This window comes from Microcoleus sp. T3_B1 (assembly GCF_036700445.1).
GTDB lineage: Bacteria > Cyanobacteriota > Cyanobacteriia > Cyanobacteriales > Microcoleaceae > Microcoleus.
The window spans coordinates 39,380-59,008 of record NZ_JAUBOX010000040.1; the positions used below are offsets into that span (position 1 = coordinate 39,380).

14 protein-coding genes and 1 tRNA gene are annotated in these 19,629 nt (G+C 45.4%); 6 read left to right on the plus strand and 9 right to left on the minus strand.

The window, feature by feature from the left end; all coding sequences use genetic code 11:
• Positions 1-26: 26 nt before the first annotated feature.
• A complete protein-coding gene (locus QT990_RS20815; RefSeq protein ID WP_333141998.1) occupies positions 27-530 on the plus strand; it encodes a hypothetical protein in 504 nt (167 codons plus the stop codon).
• Between the two features lie 106 nt (positions 531-636).
• Here QT990_RS20815 and QT990_RS20820 read toward each other — a convergent pair whose 3' ends face one another.
• The 3 genes from QT990_RS20820 to QT990_RS20830 form a co-directional block, all read right to left on the minus strand.
• Positions 637-1,590 carry an FTR1 family protein gene (locus QT990_RS20820; protein ID WP_333141999.1) on the minus strand — a complete coding sequence of 318 codons (954 nt, stop codon included), beginning with the start codon at positions 1,588-1,590 and terminating at the stop codon, positions 637-639.
• An 87-nt stretch (positions 1,591-1,677) separates the two neighbouring features.
• Positions 1,678-2,895: a helix-hairpin-helix domain-containing protein gene (locus QT990_RS20825; RefSeq protein ID WP_333465696.1), complete on the minus strand. Its 1,218-nt coding sequence runs from the start codon at positions 2,893-2,895 to the stop codon at positions 1,678-1,680.
• 160 nt (positions 2,896-3,055) lie between these two features.
• The gene (locus QT990_RS20830; protein ID WP_333465697.1) at positions 3,056-4,060 is read right to left on the minus strand and encodes a multicopper oxidase domain-containing protein; all 1,005 of its coding nucleotides are present in this window, start codon (positions 4,058-4,060) and stop codon (positions 3,056-3,058) included.
• Positions 4,061-4,266: 206 nt separating this feature from the next.
• Here QT990_RS20830 and rppA point away from each other — a divergent pair, with 206 nt between their 5' ends.
• The 5 genes from rppA to htpG all read left to right on the plus strand — a co-directional run bounded on the left by rppA (position 4,267) and on the right by htpG (position 9,235).
• Entirely contained in the window at positions 4,267-4,956 is a 690-nt protein-coding gene (gene rppA, locus QT990_RS20835; protein WP_333465698.1) for a two-component system response regulator RppA, read from the plus strand.
• Between the two features lie 86 nt (positions 4,957-5,042).
• A complete protein-coding gene (locus QT990_RS20840; protein ID WP_333103822.1) occupies positions 5,043-5,273 on the plus strand; it encodes a hypothetical protein in 231 nt (76 codons plus the stop codon).
• On the plus strand, positions 5,270-5,617 hold the full coding sequence (locus QT990_RS20845) for a type II toxin-antitoxin system PemK/MazF family toxin (protein ID WP_333142003.1): 348 nt from the start codon (positions 5,270-5,272) through the stop codon (positions 5,615-5,617). The genes QT990_RS20840 and QT990_RS20845 overlap by 4 nt, the downstream gene beginning before the upstream one ends.
• Positions 5,618-5,637: 20 nt before the next feature.
• Positions 5,638-6,969 (plus strand): two-component system sensor histidine kinase RppB, encoded by a 1,332-nt coding sequence (rppB, locus tag QT990_RS20850; protein WP_333465699.1) that lies wholly within the window; start codon positions 5,638-5,640, stop codon positions 6,967-6,969.
• 277 nt (positions 6,970-7,246) lie between these two features.
• Positions 7,247-9,235: a molecular chaperone HtpG gene (gene htpG / locus QT990_RS20855; RefSeq protein WP_333465700.1), complete on the plus strand. Its 1,989-nt coding sequence runs from the start codon at positions 7,247-7,249 to the stop codon at positions 9,233-9,235.
• 240 nt (positions 9,236-9,475) lie between these two features.
• Here htpG and QT990_RS20860 read toward each other — a convergent pair whose 3' ends face one another.
• The 6 genes from QT990_RS20860 to QT990_RS20885 form a co-directional block, all read right to left on the minus strand.
• Positions 9,476-11,380: a response regulator gene (locus QT990_RS20860; RefSeq protein WP_333465701.1), complete on the minus strand. Its 1,905-nt coding sequence runs from the start codon at positions 11,378-11,380 to the stop codon at positions 9,476-9,478.
• 148 nt (positions 11,381-11,528) lie between these two features.
• On the minus strand, positions 11,529-12,806 hold the full coding sequence (gene iscB / locus QT990_RS20865; RefSeq protein WP_333147520.1) for an RNA-guided endonuclease IscB: 1,278 nt from the start codon (positions 12,804-12,806) through the stop codon (positions 11,529-11,531).
• Positions 12,807-13,258: 452 nt separating this feature from the next.
• Entirely contained in the window at positions 13,259-16,627 is a 3,369-nt protein-coding gene (gene dpdE / locus QT990_RS20870) for a protein DpdE (RefSeq protein WP_333310290.1), read from the minus strand.
• 424 nt (positions 16,628-17,051) lie between these two features.
• On the minus strand, positions 17,052-17,708 hold the full coding sequence (locus QT990_RS20875) for a glutathione S-transferase (protein ID WP_333310292.1): 657 nt from the start codon (positions 17,706-17,708) through the stop codon (positions 17,052-17,054).
• A gap of 128 nt (positions 17,709-17,836) precedes the next feature.
• Complete coding sequence (gene trhO, locus QT990_RS20880) at positions 17,837-18,784, minus strand: oxygen-dependent tRNA uridine(34) hydroxylase TrhO (protein WP_333465702.1); 948 nt, start codon at positions 18,782-18,784, stop codon at positions 17,837-17,839.
• Between the two features lie 525 nt (positions 18,785-19,309).
• Positions 19,310-19,381, minus strand: a tRNA-Gly gene (locus tag QT990_RS20885).
• Positions 19,382-19,629 lie beyond the last annotated feature (248 nt).

Consider the following 19,629-nt stretch of genomic DNA (forward strand, 5'->3'; position numbering starts at 1 on the left):
TTGTCAGTCAGCAAGGAGTCAAACAAATGAAATCGCTTAAGTCAAATTTAATTGTTCTAGGTAGTGTTGGATTGCTGTTTTTGGGAGCTTGCAGTCAAGGCGAGAAAGCCAGCGATCCAAATAACAGCCCGACATCCAATCCAGCAGCCTCTCAAACTGAGCCTTCACCTCCAAATGCTTCCCCGGCAGCAACAGCTAAAACAGAGCATACGAAAACATCTCAAGGAGGTCAAGTTGTCGAGTCTGGAGCTTATTACTTAGAGTTTATAACTCAGAAACAAGCAACCGGAACTCACTTAGATCTTTATTTGAAAAAAGGGGACAAACGCGAACCCGTTACCGACGCCAAAGTCATCGCTCAAGTGCAGTTAGCGAATGGAAAACTACAAACTATGGAACTCAAATACGACGCTGAGGGCAAACATTACTACGGGATTTTTCCAGGTACAGAAGCCGGACAATATCCAGTGAAAGTGATAGCGGATATTAAGGGAGAAAAAGTTGACGGTCGTTTTACCTTCAATCAATAGATGGCTGATTTCCTAATGCGCTCTAACTTAGGAGCGCATTAGTTATTAGCCACAAACAACTGCCTCCTGCATTTCGACTACAAAGCCGATCGCGTTTCGATCGCACTTAATTTCTTATTTCGTTACCTGAGTTTTTTTTGAACGGGAAAAACACTCGACCCGCCAAACTTTGAAAATAAATCCCGCCCACGGTAATTAAAAAGACGAAATAAGCGATCGCCTGCACGACATAGAGCTTATCCGTGTAGCCAAACAACGCACTCAACAGCAAACCGGGAAACTTGTCTTCTGGAACCAGTTTCGAGGTATTCCAGACCATTGGGCCGAGAATACAAGAGTGGATTTTAGTAAATCTTTCGTAATAGAAACACAGCGCTGCTGACTCGCGATTTGCTTGCGATAAAATATTCACCGCGCTGTCAAATAATCCCAAAGTAGATACCACTAAACCCGCTACAATGAAGAGCAATAAAATGCCCATATATTTAAAAAACAGGCGGATATTAATTTTGACTCCCCATTTAAACAGCAGGACACCAAGTCCGGTGGCTGAAAGTATTCCTCCCAAAGCGCCGATGGCTGGAATAATGCCTTGTTGAAACTTGGCGACGACAAACAAAACAGTTTCAAACCCTTCGCGCAAAACGGCAATAAAAACTAAACTAAATACGCCCCAACCGGCATGAGAGTTTTGCGTTAAGGCGGCACTCACAGCGCCTTCGACTTCGGCTTTCATAAATCGCGCTTGCTTAGTCATCCAAATCAGCATCCAGCTCAGCATTGCTATTGCTATAACCCCAAAGGTGGCCTCTAGCAGCGATTCCATAATCGGTGCAAAAGGCTGATTGGATGCGGACAAAATTTGCATAGTCCAGCCGAAAAGTACACCTATCAAAGCGCTGGCAATAAGTCCAACCCCAACACCGCCGAAAACCCAAGGACTTAAATAACTTTGTCCTGATTTTTTGAGGCAAGCTAGAACGATGCCGACAACTAAGGCGGCTTCGACTCCTTCGCGGAGAGTAATTACAAAGGTGGGCAATGCTTCGCCAAAATTCATTTTTTTATGGTAGGAATGGGAGTGGTTAAGGAGCGAGGTAATTGGCAGATTATTTACCAATTACCGCTCTTGATGAGAAGTGATTTTTTAGGAGGCTGGTTTGAGAACTTTTTGGCTGTCGCTTTCGATAGTTTTAACTAGCTTGGTGACTTCTTCGGTTGTTTTTACGGGCGCGGGGGGTGCGATCGCCGTTGGCCAATTTGTCTTCAGTTCAGTCATGTTGGCAACAATTGCTTTGTCAATTTCCGGGCTAGTTTTAGCCACTTGCTCGGCGATATCTTGGTACAGGTTTTCCGCGTACATGACAAAACCCCGCGAATCTTGATATTCAATAATTGCGGAAATTTTGCCGTTAGCAACTGCCGCTCCGTATTCGGAATTAGCTGTATCCAGCAAGCCGTTAATCACTTGCAGCACGAATTTCGGATCTTTTCGCTGCGCTTCGGGAAGAGCGGCAATTGCTCCATCTACAGCTTGCATCGATGTGTCAAATTCCGCAGTCACTTGAGCCGGGTCTTTTGCACCCGCTTTAACTAAATCCTGCAATTTAATTAAAGTAGTCTTAAATTCGGGAATTTTACGCTCGTTTAGCTGATCTTCCACATCGGCATAAATTTCTTCGACTGGATGCCCGATGTGAGGTTCTGCCTGGTCTGGTTTGCCTTGATCCAAGAGTTCTTTTGCTACGATAAGATGCCCTTTCATCAATCCCATTTTAGTCATGAAGTCTACATCTTTGGCTTCACCTGTGAGGACGACATCTTCAATAGTCACCATGTCTTTAATTTCGTCGAATTGGGGTTGAGTAATGACATTTTTTGATACCAATTCTTCGACTTTCCCGTAAGGACGGCTGGCTTGAATTTTGTTAGAAAGTGCCGGTATTCCTAACTTGGCTTCGAGTTTATCTAACTCTGAAAGAATGGCAGTATTGATGTTGATGCCGCCTTTGCCGCCGTGATTCCCGCTGTGACCGCTTGTGGCTGCGGGACTGGCTGTAGCAGCGGGTGAGGGTGTGCTGTCGGTGTTGCTGGCTGTGGGGGAAACGCAACCGGCCAGAGCAACGAGGATGGCTGTAGCAGCGGCGGTAGATAATAAACGATATCTTGCAACATTTGCAACAACCCTGCTACGGGCGGGCGAGACGCCCACCCCACAAGAAAAGTCATTGTTTGTGGAACAGGCATCTTGCCTGTTCTTGGGGACGCCCACCCCACAAGAAAAGTCATTGTTTGTGGAACAGGCATCTTGCCTGTTCTTAAGAAGGGTGCAAGATGTGAGTAATAAACGAAATGTTGATAACATGGCTGTTGCTAATTTTTACGTTATGTGCATTTTGATTCACAAGTTATTAAGAAAGATTCTCAATTATTTGCGAGTTATTTATTCTACCTATTTGCGATCGAGCTTGTCAAATAATTTCATACTTTATTTGAATCGGCGCACCCTGGTAGCAGGATTTGGTTTAAGTGATGACTTCAAATACACCCATGCAGCCAGCTTCGGCGATCGCATCTTGATGGGGATGAAACATATATTTTCCGGCGTAGCCGTAGGTAAATTCTAAAATATGTCTTTCAGCTACTCCCATTGTGATCACATCAGTTCTTTCACTGGGAGTTAAAGTCATTCCCGTGCGATATACGTCAAAAAAATTACCGTGCAAGTGGAACGTTACTGCTGCTTCGTACTCAATCAGGTTGAGAACGTAAAGCCGAACTAGCTGATTTTTATAGATTGAAATAGGGTGCTTCATGTAATAATTTGGCAAGCCGTTAAAAGCGTAAAGTTCATTCTTTTCGTCCTCGTTTACGTCATATCCTCCCATGATTAACATGATTTCATCGGCGGGAGGACGGGGTTTGGGCGGATCGATGATGAACATTCCATAAAGTCCTTTACCGATATGGCGAGTTACAGGAGCAATGTGGCAGTGATATAGATGCACTCCGTAAGGCTGGGCATCGAATTCATAAATAAATACCGAACCGTTTTTCACAGGTTTAACGCCATCCATTTCGCTGGTATGAACGCCGTGAAAGTGCAGCGAATGAGAATGTCCGGCTTTGTTATAAAAGATGACGCGGATACGATCGCCCTCAGTTGCCCTCAATGTCGGCCCCGGCACGCGATTGTTCACGTTCCAGGTGTTGAAGGTGACGGCGCTGTTAAGTTGGACGATCGAAGTATTAGCTTCCATGCGAAATTCGCGTACCGTGCGCCCGTTTTCGCGCGTCACCGTGCCGTAATCAAAATCCCGCGCAATTTGCATGGGGTTGATATTGCTGATGGTGACTGCATCTGCGGGCATTGGCGGTACTCTCGCGACTGATGTCGGTTTGCGAGTCAAATTTTGCAATGCGATCGCGCCGCCCGCTACCCCAGCCCCAGCTATTCCTAGCTGTAGCAGTTGGCGGCGACTCCAGCGCCCCGGCTTTTTCATGGGGGGACGATCGGATAAATCTGTCATACTTATTGAAAAAAATTATCAAAAATTTGATTGCGTTTGAGTATAAGACATTTCCAGCTTGTTGTCAATAATTGTCAACTATCATCTTTTTCTGCGAAATTAGAAAATTTCATGCTGATTTCATCTCAGTATGTGAGGTTAGATGTTGGGGTAGATGCTGCCGATCGCTAACAATGTATAAGGATTTACCGCTATAAATTAGAGTTATGAGAGTTTTGCTAGTTGAAGATGAGCCCGATTTAGGGAAAGCGATCGAGCGAACCCTAAAGCAGGAAAAATATATAGTTGATTGGGCCCTAGATGGCAATGAAGCTTGGGAATATTTAGACAGCCAGTGGACGCAATACACCCTCGCTATTTTTGACTGGTTGCTACCAGGATTGTCAGGATTGGAACTGCTGCGGAGATTGCGTGCCAAACATAGCGCACTGCCCGTTTTGATGCTGACAGCAAAAGACCGAATGGAAGATAAAGTTGCGGGACTAGATGCCGGGGCTGACGATTATTTAGTCAAGCCGTTCGGGATGGCGGAACTGTTAGCAAGGTTGCGGGCATTGCAGAGGCGATCGCCCCAAATTCAGCCCCAACAGCTACAAGTAGGAAATCTCGTTCTCGACTGCGGAAATCGCACTGCTTGTCATCTCGATACCCACGGCAAAAACCAGATAATTTCGCTGACAAACAAAGAATTTCAACTGTTAGAATATTTTATGAAACATCCGAACCAAATTGTCACCACCGACCAAATTCGGAATCAGATATGGGAAGCAAGTGCAGATACTTTTAGCAATGTAGTAGCCGCTCAAGTGCGCTTGCTGCGGCGCAAACTCGAATCAGTTGGCAGCGCGAATTTAATTGAAACTGTACACGGCGTCGGATACCGGATGAAAAATTAAAGTAGTAGGGGCAACGGCGGGGGGAATATACCTCGTTTCCAGTATCTAGCTATAATATAGAAAACTCGATCGGAAAAATGACTGCCATGAAAGATTTAATCCAACAAGAGTTAGAAAAGCTCGATATAGAACAACTCAAACAAGTATTTGAATTTATTGCTTTCCTGAAATTTCGTGCCAAATTAGTTACTATTCCAGCAATCGATGAAACTAACTTAGCTGCACTCTACAGCGAATTTGCCGAAGAAGACCGACAACTTGCGGAACTCGGAATGAGCGAATATGCAGAACTCCTAAAACATGAGGATTTGGCATGACAGTCAGACGGGGTGAAATCTGGATTGCAGCCCTCGATCCTACGCAAGGTTCCGAACAGGCAGGTGTACGTCCCATAATTATTTTCCAGAACGATACTATTGCGAGATACACGACTACTGTTATCAGTATTCCTCTAACAACTAATCTGCGCCGTGCCTCTCTCCCTTCATCTGTTTTCATACCCAGCGGTGAGGGAGGATTGACTCAAGATTCCGTTGCCTTGTGCCATCAAATGCGAGTTTTGGATAAAACACGATTGCGAAATAAAATTGGTGAAGTTAATCCAGAAATCTTGGTACAATTAGAAAATAATGTATTATTTACCTTGGGATATTTACCTTAAAAAAGAGCGCTCGAATCAATGTGAATCAAAATAAACTCTTTAACCGAACTCGCTGGCAATTAGCTCTTTCCTATGCAGCAGTAATGGGTTTGATTTTAAGCTTGTTGGGATTGGGCGTATATAAGTCGATCGCCCACGCTCACTGGGTAGCCATAGACCGCGAATTAGAATCGGTAGCGGGGACGCTACACGACAGCCTAGAAACAAAATTGCAGCAGCCCGGACGCCTAGAACCAATAGTCAATGAGCTTTTGCCCAACCTCCGCCTAATGGGAGTTAAAGGCATTAAAGAACAGTTGCCAAGCCGCCATATTTTAAGCGCTATCAACCAAGGCTATTACTATATTCGTTTATTTGATGAGTCGGGGAAATTAATTGCTACCGCCGGCGCTTATCCAGAAGAATTACCAGCCGAATTCAACTCCCAATACTGGCAAACAATAACTGATACTAAAGGTAATGTTTTTCACCAAATTTCTGTAGCGCTCCACACCCAAACACAGCAAGATTGGGGATATTTTCAAGTTGGTCGGAGCCTGCAAGACTTTAATGATTATCTCAGTACAGTGAAATGGGTTTTAAAATTAGGATTGCCTACAGCATTGATTTTGATAGGCTTTGCTAGTTGGTTATTGGCAGGATTAGCCATGAAACCGATTTATTCTTCCTACCGACAAATTCAACAGTTTACAGCGGATGCTGCTCACGAATTGCGGACGCCTTTAGCGGCTTCGCAGGCGACAGTAGAATCAGCGCTGTTGACGCCTCAATTGGATGAAAAAGAGGCGCGGGAAATTTTGCGAACTGTAGAGCGCCAAAACCGACGATTAACTCAGTTAGTGGCTGATTTGCTGCTACTGGCTCGCATGGATAATCAAGCGATACGCGATCGCCCTCAATTGTGTTGTTTGAATGACCTTGTTAGCGATTTAGTAGAGGAATTGGCAGCTTTGGCGATCGCCTCAAAGGTAGCGCTAACATCCGAAATGCGCGTACAACAGCAATTAAATGTTGTCGGCAATTCCGACCAACTTTATCGCTTAGTTGCTAATTTAATTGTTAATGCCATTCAATACACTCCGGCGGGCGGGAAAGTAACAGTTATTTTAGATTGCAATCACATTGAGGCGATTGTTCAGGTTCAAGATACCGGTATTGGGATCGCGGCGGCAGATTTAGAGCGAATATTCGATCGATTCTACCGAGTCAACAGCGATCGATCGCGCCATACCGGCGGTTCGGGACTGGGATTGGCGATCGCCCAAACCATAGCCCGCGCGCACCGCGGCAGCCTCAGCGCCCGCAGCGAATTGGGCTGTGGCAGCACCTTTTTCCTGCGATTGCCTTTGTGAGTTACCATGTGAGGGAAACCGAATCAGTTATTTCGGGTAATCCCTTTGGCAAAAGGTAGCACGATCGCCGAAAATCATTAAATAGTCATTAGTCCTCAGTCAGTAGTCAGTAGTTAGTAGTTAGTAGTTAGTAGTTAGTAGTTAGTAGTTAGTAGTTAGTAGCTAACAACGTATAACAGGAAAATTCAGCTCGACTAACAATTAATAACTAATGACCAATGACCAATGACCAATGACTAATCACGGTTCATTACCGACAAATACCTAGCGAAAAATTATGACAGTTTTAGAACAGGGAACAATTTCAATCCATACCGAAAATATTTTCCCGATTATCAAGAAGTCGCTATACACTGACCACGAAGTCTTCTTGCGGGAACTAATTTCTAACGCCGTCGATGCCATTGCCAAACTCAAAATGGTTTCTCGTTCCGGCGAATACAGCGGCGAGGTGGGCGAACCGCAAATCAACATAGCGATCGACAAAGAAAACAAAACCCTCTCAATTTCCGATAACGGCATCGGCATGACCGCCGATGAGGTAAAAAAATACATCAACCAAGTCGCTTTCTCCAGCGCAGAAGAATTTATTGAAAAATACCAAGGCAGCGGCGAGGACGCAATTATCGGTCACTTCGGCCTAGGTTTCTACTCTTCTTTCATGGTGGCGAAGAAAGTAGACATTGATACTCTTTCTTACCAAGAAGGCGCGCAAGCCGTACACTGGTCTTGCGACGGTTCTCCCGCTTTTGAACTATCAGAATCTTCCCGCACCGAACGCGGCACTACTATTACTCTTACCCTCCAAGATGAAGAACAAGAATATGTAGAACCCACTCGCATTAAGCAGTTAATCAAAACTTACTGCGATTTCATGCCCGTTCCCATCAAATTTGAGGGTGAGGAACTCAACAAGCACAAAGCAATTTGGCGGGAATCAGCCAGCAATTTGCAAAAAGAAGATTACTTAGAACTATACCGCTACCTTTACCCCTTCCAAGACGAGCCACTGCTGTGGGTACACCTGAATACAGATTATCCTTTTATTGTCAACGGCATTCTTTACTTTCCAAAACTGCGCCCGGATGTCGATGTTACCCAAGGCAATATCAAGCTATTCTGCAACCAGGTTTTTGTCAGCGACCACTGCGAAGAAATTATCCCGAAATTCTTGATGCCGCTGCGGGGAGTTATTGACAGTACCGATATTCCGCTGAACGTTTCTCGCAGTTCTTTGCAAAGCAATCGCACTGTGCGGAGAATTGCTGATTATATTGCGAAAAAAGTGGGCGATCGCCTGAAAGAACTCTACCGCGACGACCGTGACGAATACATCCGCTGCTGGCAAGATATCGGCACTTTTGTAAAGTTTGGAACTCTCAACGATGACAAGTTCAAAAAGCAAGTCGAAGATATCTTAATCTACCGCAGCACCTACGAACCAACAGCGGACAAGCCAGAAACTGTAACGCCAGAAGTTCAGGTGCAAAGTGAGGAAGGAGATTTGTGGCAAGATGTCACTCCGAAGTCGGAAAATTCTACTTCGACGCAACCTTACACGACGCTGAAAGAGTATTTGGAACGCAATCAAAAACGCCATGAAAATCGGGTGTTTTATTGTACCGATCCGGCGTCTCAAGCAACTTACGTGGCAATGCACAAAAGCCAAGGTTTAGAAGTGCTGTTTATGGATTCTTTCATCGACACGCACTTTATCAGTTTCTTGGAACGAGAATACTCAGATGTCAAATTCTCGCGGGTTGATTCCGACATCGACGAAACGCTAATTGACAAAGAGAAAGAAGCGGAAATTGTCGATCCGGCGACGAATAAAACTCGCAGCGAACAAGTTCAAGAAATGTTCCAAAAAGCTCTCAACAAGCCGAAAGTGAACATTCGCACAGAAGCTTTGAAGTCTGACTCTGCGGAGGCGACGCCACCTGCGATCGTACTTTTGCCGGAAGCTTTGCGCCGGATGCGGGATATGACGGCGCTTTTGCAGCAGCAAGCGGCCGAATTCCCCGAAGACCACGTTTTGCTGGTGAATACCTCTCACCCGCTGATTCAAAATCTGGCGAGTTTGAGTCAGGGTGCGATTATTCAAGGCGGCGGCGAGTCTCCGTCGGCCCAGTTGGCGAGTATGATTTGTCACCACGTTTACGACTTGGCTTTGATGGCCCAGAAGGGTTTCGATGCTGAAGGGATGAAGGATTTTGTCGAGCGATCGAATCAAGTCTTGACAAAATTGACTGAACGTGCCATGTAATTACCCCCCCCACCCCCCCTTGCTAAGGGGGGGCTGTTTCATTCTCTTGTAGGGGCAATCCCCCCGTGGTTGCCCCCATGTCCCAAACGCCTGTGAAATCGTCTGTGGGTGGGGGCGGGCACGGGGGCACCGCCCCTACAAAAACCTTTTGGTGAGAATGAAACCGCCCTGCCCTTATTAAGGGGGCGCCGGGGGGATCGGATTCTACGGGGCCTCATAAAAAATTGGTATAAGTTGTATTTAAGTATTCCCACCCTGAAGTAAAGGACGACTGCGCCTGATTCGGCTGAGGACCCGCGTGACTAATTCAGGCCCTAGTACCGGCTTGGTAATAAAATCATCGGCTCCCGCTGCAAAGGCTTGTTGCAGAGATTCTGGATCGGTATGGGCTGTCACCACCAAAATCGGTAAATTTTCCCATTGGATATCCTGTCGGACGATCTGACACAATTCTAAGCCACTGACGATCGGCATTTCTAGATCCAGCACTACTAAATCGGGCTCAATGGTAATTAACACCTCCCAAAATTGCTGTGGTTCTTGGAGATTTGTCACCTCAAGTCCCCAAGGAGTCAGTAACGCTGATAATTTAACCAGCATCACAGGGTCATCATCTACGATTAAGACTTTGGCTTCTGAAGTTTTGGGACTGGGTAGAACACGGGCGATGGCTCGAAAAATTTGCTCGGTGGTTGCAGGTTTGTGCAGAAATTGCTTAGCACCTAAGCGCGATACTGCCAAGCGATCGGCAAGACTATCTCGTCCGGTAAAGACAATTATAGGAAGAGTAGGCGATCGCTCGGTGAGTTCTCGCAGTAGCGTCAATCCATCTTCCTCTGTCTCTGCAAAACTTAAATCTAGTAACATCACATCGGGCATTGACAAAGCAAGACGCGATCGGGCAGCAGTAATATTCGGCGCAATTTTCATCCGCAATCCCCAAGCTTCGGATTCTACTTTCAATCGCTCCGTTAATGCAGCATCATCATCAACTACCAAAACCCGATAGTTGAAAGTTGAAATAGTAGAAACTGGTACAGCCGTTGATGTAATCGGTGTTTTGGCTAATTCCTGCTGTAATCCTGTCACCAATTCCGAGAAGCGGGTAATTTCCTCAGCAGTCAAAGAGCGATATTTTATTAGCAAATGCTCTGCCGAGCGTGCCAATTTCGAGCCTTCGGGATAACCAAAAGATCCCAGAGAGCCAGCTAATTTATGAGCTTCATGTTTGGCCGCGTGCTGTAATTCTGTTTCTAAATTTCCTGCTAATAGAGCAGTTTTTGCCTGTTCCAATACAGCAATTTGTTGGTTGAAGCATCCCCGAAACCGCTCTAACACTTTGTAGCTTTCGGACTTATCTACCCCGTGAGATTGATGTTTTTTGGTGCGCTCAATCCCAAGATTATTTGAACTAGACGATGCAGATTGGGTGTACGGTTTCAGTCGATAGCCCATGCCATAAACTGTTTCGATGATTTCTTCAGTTAAGCCGCCGGCCTTCAATTTCTTTCTGACATCCTTAATATGAGTGATAATGGCGCGATCGGTTGGTGCGTCATCAAATCCCCACAAACGATCCAAAATAGCACTGCGACTAAAGATGCGATCGGGATTTCGCAGTAATAATTCCAGCAGATTATATTCGGTCGGTGTCAGTGAAATTATTTGTTCGCAAAATGTCACTCTACCAGACTCTAAATCTAAACAAAGCTCTCCCCAAGTCAATGTATTAGCCGCTGACTTCTGAGTAGAACCTCCTGGGTAAAGTGCTTTACTGCGTCGCAATAAAGTTCGGATTCTTGCCAGTAATACTTCCGTAGCAAAAGGCTTGCTGATGTAATCATCGGCTCCCGCATCGAGAAGAGCCACCACCTCCGCATCTGAATCCTTTGCCGTCATTAACAGGATCGGTTTGTGGTAGCCTTGCGATCGAAATTGCCGACATAGACTAATTCCATCGAGTTTGGGAACCTGCACGTCTAACACAATTAGATCGTACTCAATTGCTGCTGCCAAGTCTAGGCCCACTTGTCCATCATTTGCCCGATCCAACCCGTAATGATTTGCTTCCAACACATTTGCCAGTGTTGCTCTCAGCCCTCCATCGTCCTCTACGAGCAGAATTTTTATTTGAGACTTCTTCATTTTGGCTGTGCGGTTTAATTTCCATGCGATCGACGCGCTTTGATGTCAGGCCGAAGCGTGGCTTTTAACTAAATCACCAAAAAACGAGCGACAAGCCCCGGGCTACCGACATGGGGAGGAAAGCGGCTGCGACTTCAGTCGCCTTGAATCAAAATCCATAGGAATAGCCATCTTTTTTGTGAATAGGTTTGCAATATTTATGGCTAATTCCTGCTACTCTTCCCTTCATTGTAGCGATGTCGAACGAACCGGATGCACGGCAAAGAACTCGTCCCACGTAGGAACCGACTTTCTTGCCTGCGGTGACGGTAGCGCTGATAATATCGCCCGTTTGAAAACCAAAATGGATCTGCTTTTTCGATCTGTGTCGAACTGGGAAGCCAAACCTATTTGTGCCACACATATGTCGAGTACCGTGTCCGGCTGCTTTTATTAACAGCGGTTGAAAAGTCAGCACCTTTAATTCTTCGACTTTGCCTACGCAAGCAGCATCTAACCAGTGGGATTTAGGTAGCTGCAAACGAGTGCGATTAAATTTTGTTAAGCCACCACTGCCAGTAGAAACTGGTAAACCAGTCGTCAAACGGAGTCCGTTAAACAACGCCCAGCGAGTTGAATTAACTGCTGCTGCATCTTTTAAGGAACGTTTTGCTTGGGAGAGAATCCGCTTTAAAATATCGGGCTTTTTAGATAGGAATTGCTCAATATCTTGAGTGCCTTTCTTTTTGTTGCAAGTATCACAAGCAAGGCACAGATTAGAAATTCGATTAGATCCGCCTTTGGCTCTGGGATGAATGTGTTCGACTTGTAGTGGCATATCCGTAATTCCACAATACGCGCACTTTCTGTCCCATTTGTTCAATAAATATTCGCGGATCTCGTAGCCGTATAGAACGCCTTGCTGGTACTCCAGTCCACTAATTTCTGGGTTTTCTGATTGTTGCAAGTCGAACCGCACAAGTTCTTGCGAAACAGAAGCAATGGGAGCAACTTTCCTCAATCTCTTTACCCAAGTTAAGGTTGTTTCTACACGATGTTGCAAGCTTGGAGCCAACCACCCTTTCGAGCGAGTTCTGTTTAATAATCTAGCTTTTCGGTAGCGGGTATGACGATTTCTTCTGCCTCTACGCAATGAACGGCGAGACTCCAGACCAGCTTTAATAGCTTGACCTCGGTGAGCTAGTTCTGCACCAAAGATTACGTCTTTTCCTTGCACTAATGCGATTCCAGTAGCCTTGGAGCCAGGGTCTAATTTAAGAGTGATTGGTTCCTGGGGTGCTGTTATCTCTACCGTGAGAATGAGTGTGAATGGATATCTTTTAAAAACAGCAGCTTTGCCAGTGGTTAGCAATTTGCGAGCCAATCCTGGACGAATTGGATTGAGCGGTCGTTTGTGGATATCAAGTACAAAAACGAAATTAGACACAAAGTCCTCCATTGCTGGGTAAAGTTCGCTCCCTTGAATGTTTTAGGAGCTTGTTATGCCAAAAGCACTGGTTTAACCCCGTTAATCCTGTTTAACTTTTGGCGATAGAGCGGAAAACTAGCGTCGCATTTTCCGGTATCATGACTCTAAAAACGTAGGTCTAATCCTGTCTCTGGTAAGGTTCGGGCTTTCTTCTTGCACCGCTGGCGATCGAGCCGGACTTCCTAAAAGCCCCCGCTTTTAAGCGTGGGGTTCCTTACTGCTACTCATTACTACTGCTTTTATCTTATCATTTTTGCAGTCCCATAACCTAAAAATTGCTGTCACTTCCCCAGTTTAGATAAAACGGATCGCCCTTTCCTTCATCTGCGTCCATCCGCGTTTATCCGCCTGCATCTGCGGTTGCTAAAAAGCGATCGCCCCCAAAAAGAGCGATCGCCCTCCCAAACAAATTATCCCTCATCCTCCGACTTTACAGGAGGACGCCCAGAAATCACCATAAATCCCACAGACTCAAGAGTCATGTGCGGGCGGCGAATCCCAGCTAAAACCGCTTGACTCAACAAACTTTCCGTACTAATTTCATCAGCCAAAACCGATTCTAAAAGTTGTTCGGATTTAGAAAGTCGATTCAACCGCAATTGCAATTGATTCACCCGGTTTTCTAGTTGGATAGCAGCAGTAACAGCAGATCGATCGCACATTTCCACAAAAGCCGATCGCCCGCGCAGCAACTCCTCCGATACCACCCGTCCCTTTTGACAAAAATCATCCCATTCTAGCGGATCGACAAAACTGTCAATCAGCGACGTGCGATTTTTCGACAAATTATAATCCCGATTCGGCCCACCTTTCCCCTTATAATCCCGCTGCAGAATCGCCAGAAGTTCCGCATCTTCCACCAGAGACATCTGCTCACTGCGAGCATCTACAAACACAGTTTCAAATATTGGGATAAACAGAGCATCAGCGCGGCGCTGCAAAGCTTTCAAGTTGTAATTTTCGATGTTTTGTGCTTGCAAAACTTGCTTGGCTGGCTGCACATCAGTCTGGATTGAATAATTAAACTGAAAGCCGAACCACTCCTTCCCGGGCTCCGCATCCCAACTTTCATCATGCCGCCACATGGCAAAAGCTTGACCGCGATCGTCCCAGCGAATATAAGAGCTAATTGCATCGATCAACCCCTCACCAATGCGGTAAAGAGCGACATCCGCATTCTGATAAGCAATGCGGCGATTGTAACTACCATATTGCTGGCAATAAGGAACCAATCTGGTCATCAAATCGTTCGAGGGAATTAACGTTTTTTGAGTAGGTTTATAGCGCATCAACCCCGATATACTCGGATGTTCGATTTGTTTGAAGTGAAGAGCTTGACACAACCAACCTTCAGTAGCCCGCTGCATTTCTTTATGCTTAGCATCGCAGTTGTCGAGAGATTCAAAATACTGAGATGCACTGTCATCCAGAGTATCAATTTCATCGAGAACGTACTGTTCGTCAATTTTGATTTTCTCTTGTGCGATTTCAGTTTTAATCGCTTCAATTTCGCTGGATAAGCCCTTGCCTCCCTCAGCAAACAACTTTTCTTCAAGTTTGAGAAGTTTTTCCTCAGCATAAAACTGAAGGCTGGCAATAGATTTGTTGAAGATATCAAACCCATCTTTTAAAACTTGAAACCAAGCTTCGTGGGGACTCTCTGGCAAATCCGGGCCTGCAAACAAACAAAATTGCACTCCCATTTTGCTGCCAATGCGATCGACTCTGCCGAGTCTTTGTTCTAACTGGTTGGGAAACCACGCCAAATCGAAGTGAACTAACCAATCTGTCAATTGCAGATTTACCCCTGCTTCGGCCGATCGATCGCACACTAAGATAAAACAATGCGGCTCAGTCTTAAACCGCTTGAGACTAGCCTCAACATCATCAGCCGATTTGCTCGTGTCATGGCTGGCGATCGCATTTTTACCAAAGATTTTAGCTAAATTTTCCGCAATCTCTTTACAAGTTGCAGTAAAACTGGTAAAAATCACAATTTTCGGGAAACGCTCGCCCGGAATCGGTCGTTTAATTTGCTGTTGAATTCTCGACAGCAAATCGCGAGGTTTGCTGTGATACTCGCGCGGAACCTTCAAAGCAACTGCCAGAAATCGGAGAACCGCGATTCGTAACAAACTCAGTCGATCCAGCCCTTCCTGGGGCTTTTCCAGGGTATTGAGCAAGGTTTCCAGCATTTCCCTTTCTTCGGGAAACAGCGCAGTTTTGGTCAAAATCGCCGTGTCATTTTGTCCAAATTCGCGATCGAGTTCTGGAGTCGATTTTTTCTGCAAACGAGCTTTGACAACCCGTTCTAAAACATTCAGCCAAGTACCAGAAGCGCGGAAAAATAGCAGAAAAATTCTCTGATATTCGCTCGACTTGGGAGCCACTGTGCGCCATTTATCGAGTACGGTTTGAATTTCCGACCACTGTTCATCATTCAGATCGTACTCAGTTTTGGGGACAGCATCTCGCTCGAAAATCACATCTTCAACCGCATCCCGGCGGTTGCGAAGGATGCGACGATGGAGGCGGTAGGTATCGCTAACGTGAGTGCGAATAGTTCGGACAAGCCGAGCCTGTTCTGCTGTTTCTTTAGTTTTCAAACAACTTTCTAACTCTGTTGCTAATCCGATTAAATAATCATCTTTGGCAAAAATAGTGCGAAGTTGAGCGAGTTTTGTTTGCAAAACAGCAGGCTGGGAATTTTCTCGGAAATCTAGCAAAGCGCGGCCGATTTCTTGACGGTTTTGCACCTGTTCCTTGAAGCTTTCCAGGTCATCAAGACGGTAAGTTGTGGGATCTAGCAAGTGCAGCATCGTTAGAAAATCTTGCTCGTGGCCGAGAACTGGCCTTGCAGATAATAACAATACATTTTTGCTTTTCTGAGCTAGTTTCTGACAGAGTTCAAAGGACTGCTGCTGAGCGCGATCGCTCGAATTTGCCATTGCCGCCACATCATGCGCTTCATCAACAATCAGAAAATCCAGGTTAGCGTTGCGGCTAATTTGATTGATTTCGCTAACAGCAACAAGCTGCACTCGGTCAGCAAAATGAGACAAATAGAATTTATTTTCCAACTCCTGCCGCCACTGTTCGAGCAAGTATTTCGGAACCAGTACCACAGCGCGTCCGTTGGGTTCATCTAGCAGGAATTGGCGGAGAATTGTGCCGGCTTCTACTGTTTTTCCCAGTCCTGGTTCGTCTGCCAATAAATAGCGCACGATTGGGTCTTCTAGGACGCGCCGCACGACTTCAACTTGGTGCGGATAGAGGTCTATGTTAGCAGAAATTAAACCGGTCATGCCGCGGCTGACGGCCCGCTGTTCGATCGCAGATTGAACAAATGCCAATCGGCGATCGTGAAAATACGGCGTTTCTTGGCCTTTGACTGCTAAAATGTCGATCGGATCGGCGATCGGGATATTGCAGCGAACGTAAAGTTCGGTTTCAACAGCTTGCAAACTTTGGCTGTCGGGCAGGTCAATTTCGTACTCTAATTTATCTTCATCCCAATCATAAACTCGCCCAATTATCCATCTTTCCTGAGTGGTACTCCAGAGGTAGCAGCGGGTTTGGCGCTGAAGTCTAGCTTCTTGCAGTAGACTTAAGGGCACGGTTTTGCGGATGCGATTTTTAACTGAGCAAAAATATTCAACTACCGCCTCGATACGCGATACCTCAACAACTTTTCCGACTCCCAAATCGTTTCTGGGCGATCGAACTAACGAACCAACATCAATCATAATTTCAGCCTGACAATACTTACTAGAATACACTAACGCCTTTCAAGTTAAAAATTTTAGCAAAATGCGATTTTTGCCGCCGTCACTTTTCTAGTCAAATGACAGTCAATCGATTTTAGATTTTAGATTTTAGATTTTAGATTTGAAGCATTGACACCACGGATAAATACGTTCGGCAAGTTTCATCGGATACACGTTTTTGATTTCTCCGTCTTGAGTCTCCGAAGGAATGAATCACGTGGCGGGTATCCTCGATGCTTTCGGTCAATCTGGCATTCGGAAAACAATAAGTTTAGCATGGTAACTAACATTTTGGGCATTGAATAAATATGCTGACAGCGAATAAGTATAATAGGACTGACGCACCTACTACCATTTTCTGTCCCAAGAAAACCTAGTGAAACAATCTCAAACCCTTGATTCAACGCCCTTGAGTCCGTAAGTCCTGAATAACTAATTACGAGGAAGGAAAAATAACGCCTAGATTCCCGGATTCCCATTTCGGATATTTCTGCATCACACTGCTATAAATTTCCGACTCTGTGAACCCTGCTAACCAAGCTTGTAGCCCAGGCCAAGGCTGTTCGTTGAACCAAGTTTGATCTGTATGAGCAAATTGACGAACAAAAGGTGCGATCGCCATATCAGCCAATGCTACATTGTTACCAAACAAATATTTAGTGGCACTTAACTGTGAGTTGAGTTTTTCCAGGAATAAAGAACCCTCATAACGATGTATTTGGGCATCAACACCTGGATAACGATCCGGGTACTTATAACGGTCAAGATGATATTTAAACCTATCATCAAATAGAGCGATTAGTTCCAGCATTTCTGTAACAGAACCTTGCTGTGGCATCAACCATTTGTCAGGATCGTGTTGTCTCAATGCCCACAACATGATATCGATACTTTGATCGAGTACACGCCCGTCAACATCAATCAATATTGGTACTGTACCTTTGGGAGATACCTCCAACATCTCTGGTGGTTTCTCTCGCAAAACAACTTCCCGTAACTCACACACCCGATTGCTAACCATCAAGGCCAAGCGCGCCCGCATAGCATAGGGACAGCGGCGAAAGGAATACAAAATCGGGTATGTTGCTGACATATTATATGTTTAGTCGATCGCACGATCGGGTTTTTCGGGTCAGAAACCCGGTTTCTTTCGATATTTCTCGTCGCCAAACAAGATTTTTCGTAGAAACTGGGTTTCTTTGAGCTTAGTGAATAATAATATTAGTCGCAGGCCTCATCTACTTTTTCCTTCGCATCGTAGCGCGCGCCTATATGTACTTGGTTGCGACGCTTAGCAAGCTCAATCTGACGTTGACGTTCAGATAAAGCTTGTTTTTTGGTTTCAGTTTTTGAGTCATGACAATGAGGACAACTCACACCAAGTACAAAGAATTCAGAAGCCTTATCTTCCTGACTAATCGGGTGACGACAACCGCGACAAAGTTCATAGTTACCAGGCTTTAAGTCCTGACCAACAGAAACCCGTTCATCAAAGACAAAACATTCACCTTCCCAACGACTTTCTGCTTCCGGCACCGTTTCCAAATATTTTAAAATTCCGCCTTCGAGATGATAGACTTCCTCAAAACCTTGACTACGCAAAAAAGCAGTAGATTTCTCGCAGCGAATACCACCCGTGCAAAACATTGCCACCTTGGGTTTATTGCGTAAAGCAGTTTCCCGCCGCACCCATTCAGGTAACTCAGAAAAGCTTTTTGTTTTGGGATTAATAGCGCCTTCAAAAGTACCCATAGATACCTCGAAGTCGTTACGCACATCAACCACGACAACATCGGGATCGTCAAGCAGCTTATTCCACTCATCAGGCTTAACATATTTGCCAGCCATGAGGCGGGGATTAATGTCCGGTACTCCCATCGTGACTATTTCGCGCTTCAAGCGTATTTTCAGACGGTAAAAAGGTGCTTTTTCCGAGAAAGATTCCTTGTGTACCAGATCCGCAAAACGCTGGTCACTACGCAAGAAGGCCAGCACTGCGTGTACGCCCTCGGACGAGCCGGCAATAGTGCCATTAATGCCTTCTTGGGCCAGCAAGATAGTGCCTTTAACGTTGTTGTTGTTGCAACAATCGAGTAGCGGTGCTTTCAGCTCAGCAAAATCAGGTAGTTCAACGAACTTATATAAAGCAGCGGTTAAGAAATAAGCCATAGATTGAATTGATAAGAGTAATTAATTTTCATAATTAAATTATATGAAAATTCAGTCAAAGCGGATGGTGGGACTCGAACCCACGAGGTTCAGCGGAAGAGGTAAGCATCACTCATAGAACCCGATACTGGCAAATGGTTACATCCCCCGAGCTGATTTTTGTATCCCGTGTGGTCTCGAAATTGTCTCCAAAGTGCTAACCTTGTCCTGTCGCTTTTGAAATTTTACCATGAGCCATACGTCTAGTAGAGGTGCGGAATGTGGGTTAAAAGCACCACGCAAAAAGTCGAGGGCTGATTTGGCGGATATGGAAACTGTGCTGGACGTATTGGCAGAGCTAGGCGCTTAACCAAAGCCATATTTAGAGACACTCCAAATACTCTCCAAATTGTCTCCAAATTGTCTCCAAACAGCCATCAAAAACCCTGTGTTTGTCTCCAAAAACATCCTGTGCCACCACAGAGACCCAGCCCTAGAAACGCCAAAACCCTTGATTCCTCAAGAGTTTTAAAGAGTTTTTTCGCAAGCGGACGGTGGGACTCGAACCCACGACGTTCAGCATGGGAAGCTGACATTCTACCACTGAATTACGCCCGCGCTTACTGTTTTTTACCTGCTTTCACCTGCTTTCACCTTGGAGGCGGAGCGGTAAAAAACGACTAGAAAAACATTGTACAACTATTTTCTGATTTTGAGTATAGCATTTTGACAATCAATTTTGGGCGATCGCCCCTCGCCCATCCACCGCACAAAAAAAGTCCTGCACCAAAGGCAGGACTTAATCTAACTTAAATTTCTTAGTCTCTTTGAGAGGGACTTCGTTTGACTCTTAAGCGGTTTCAACC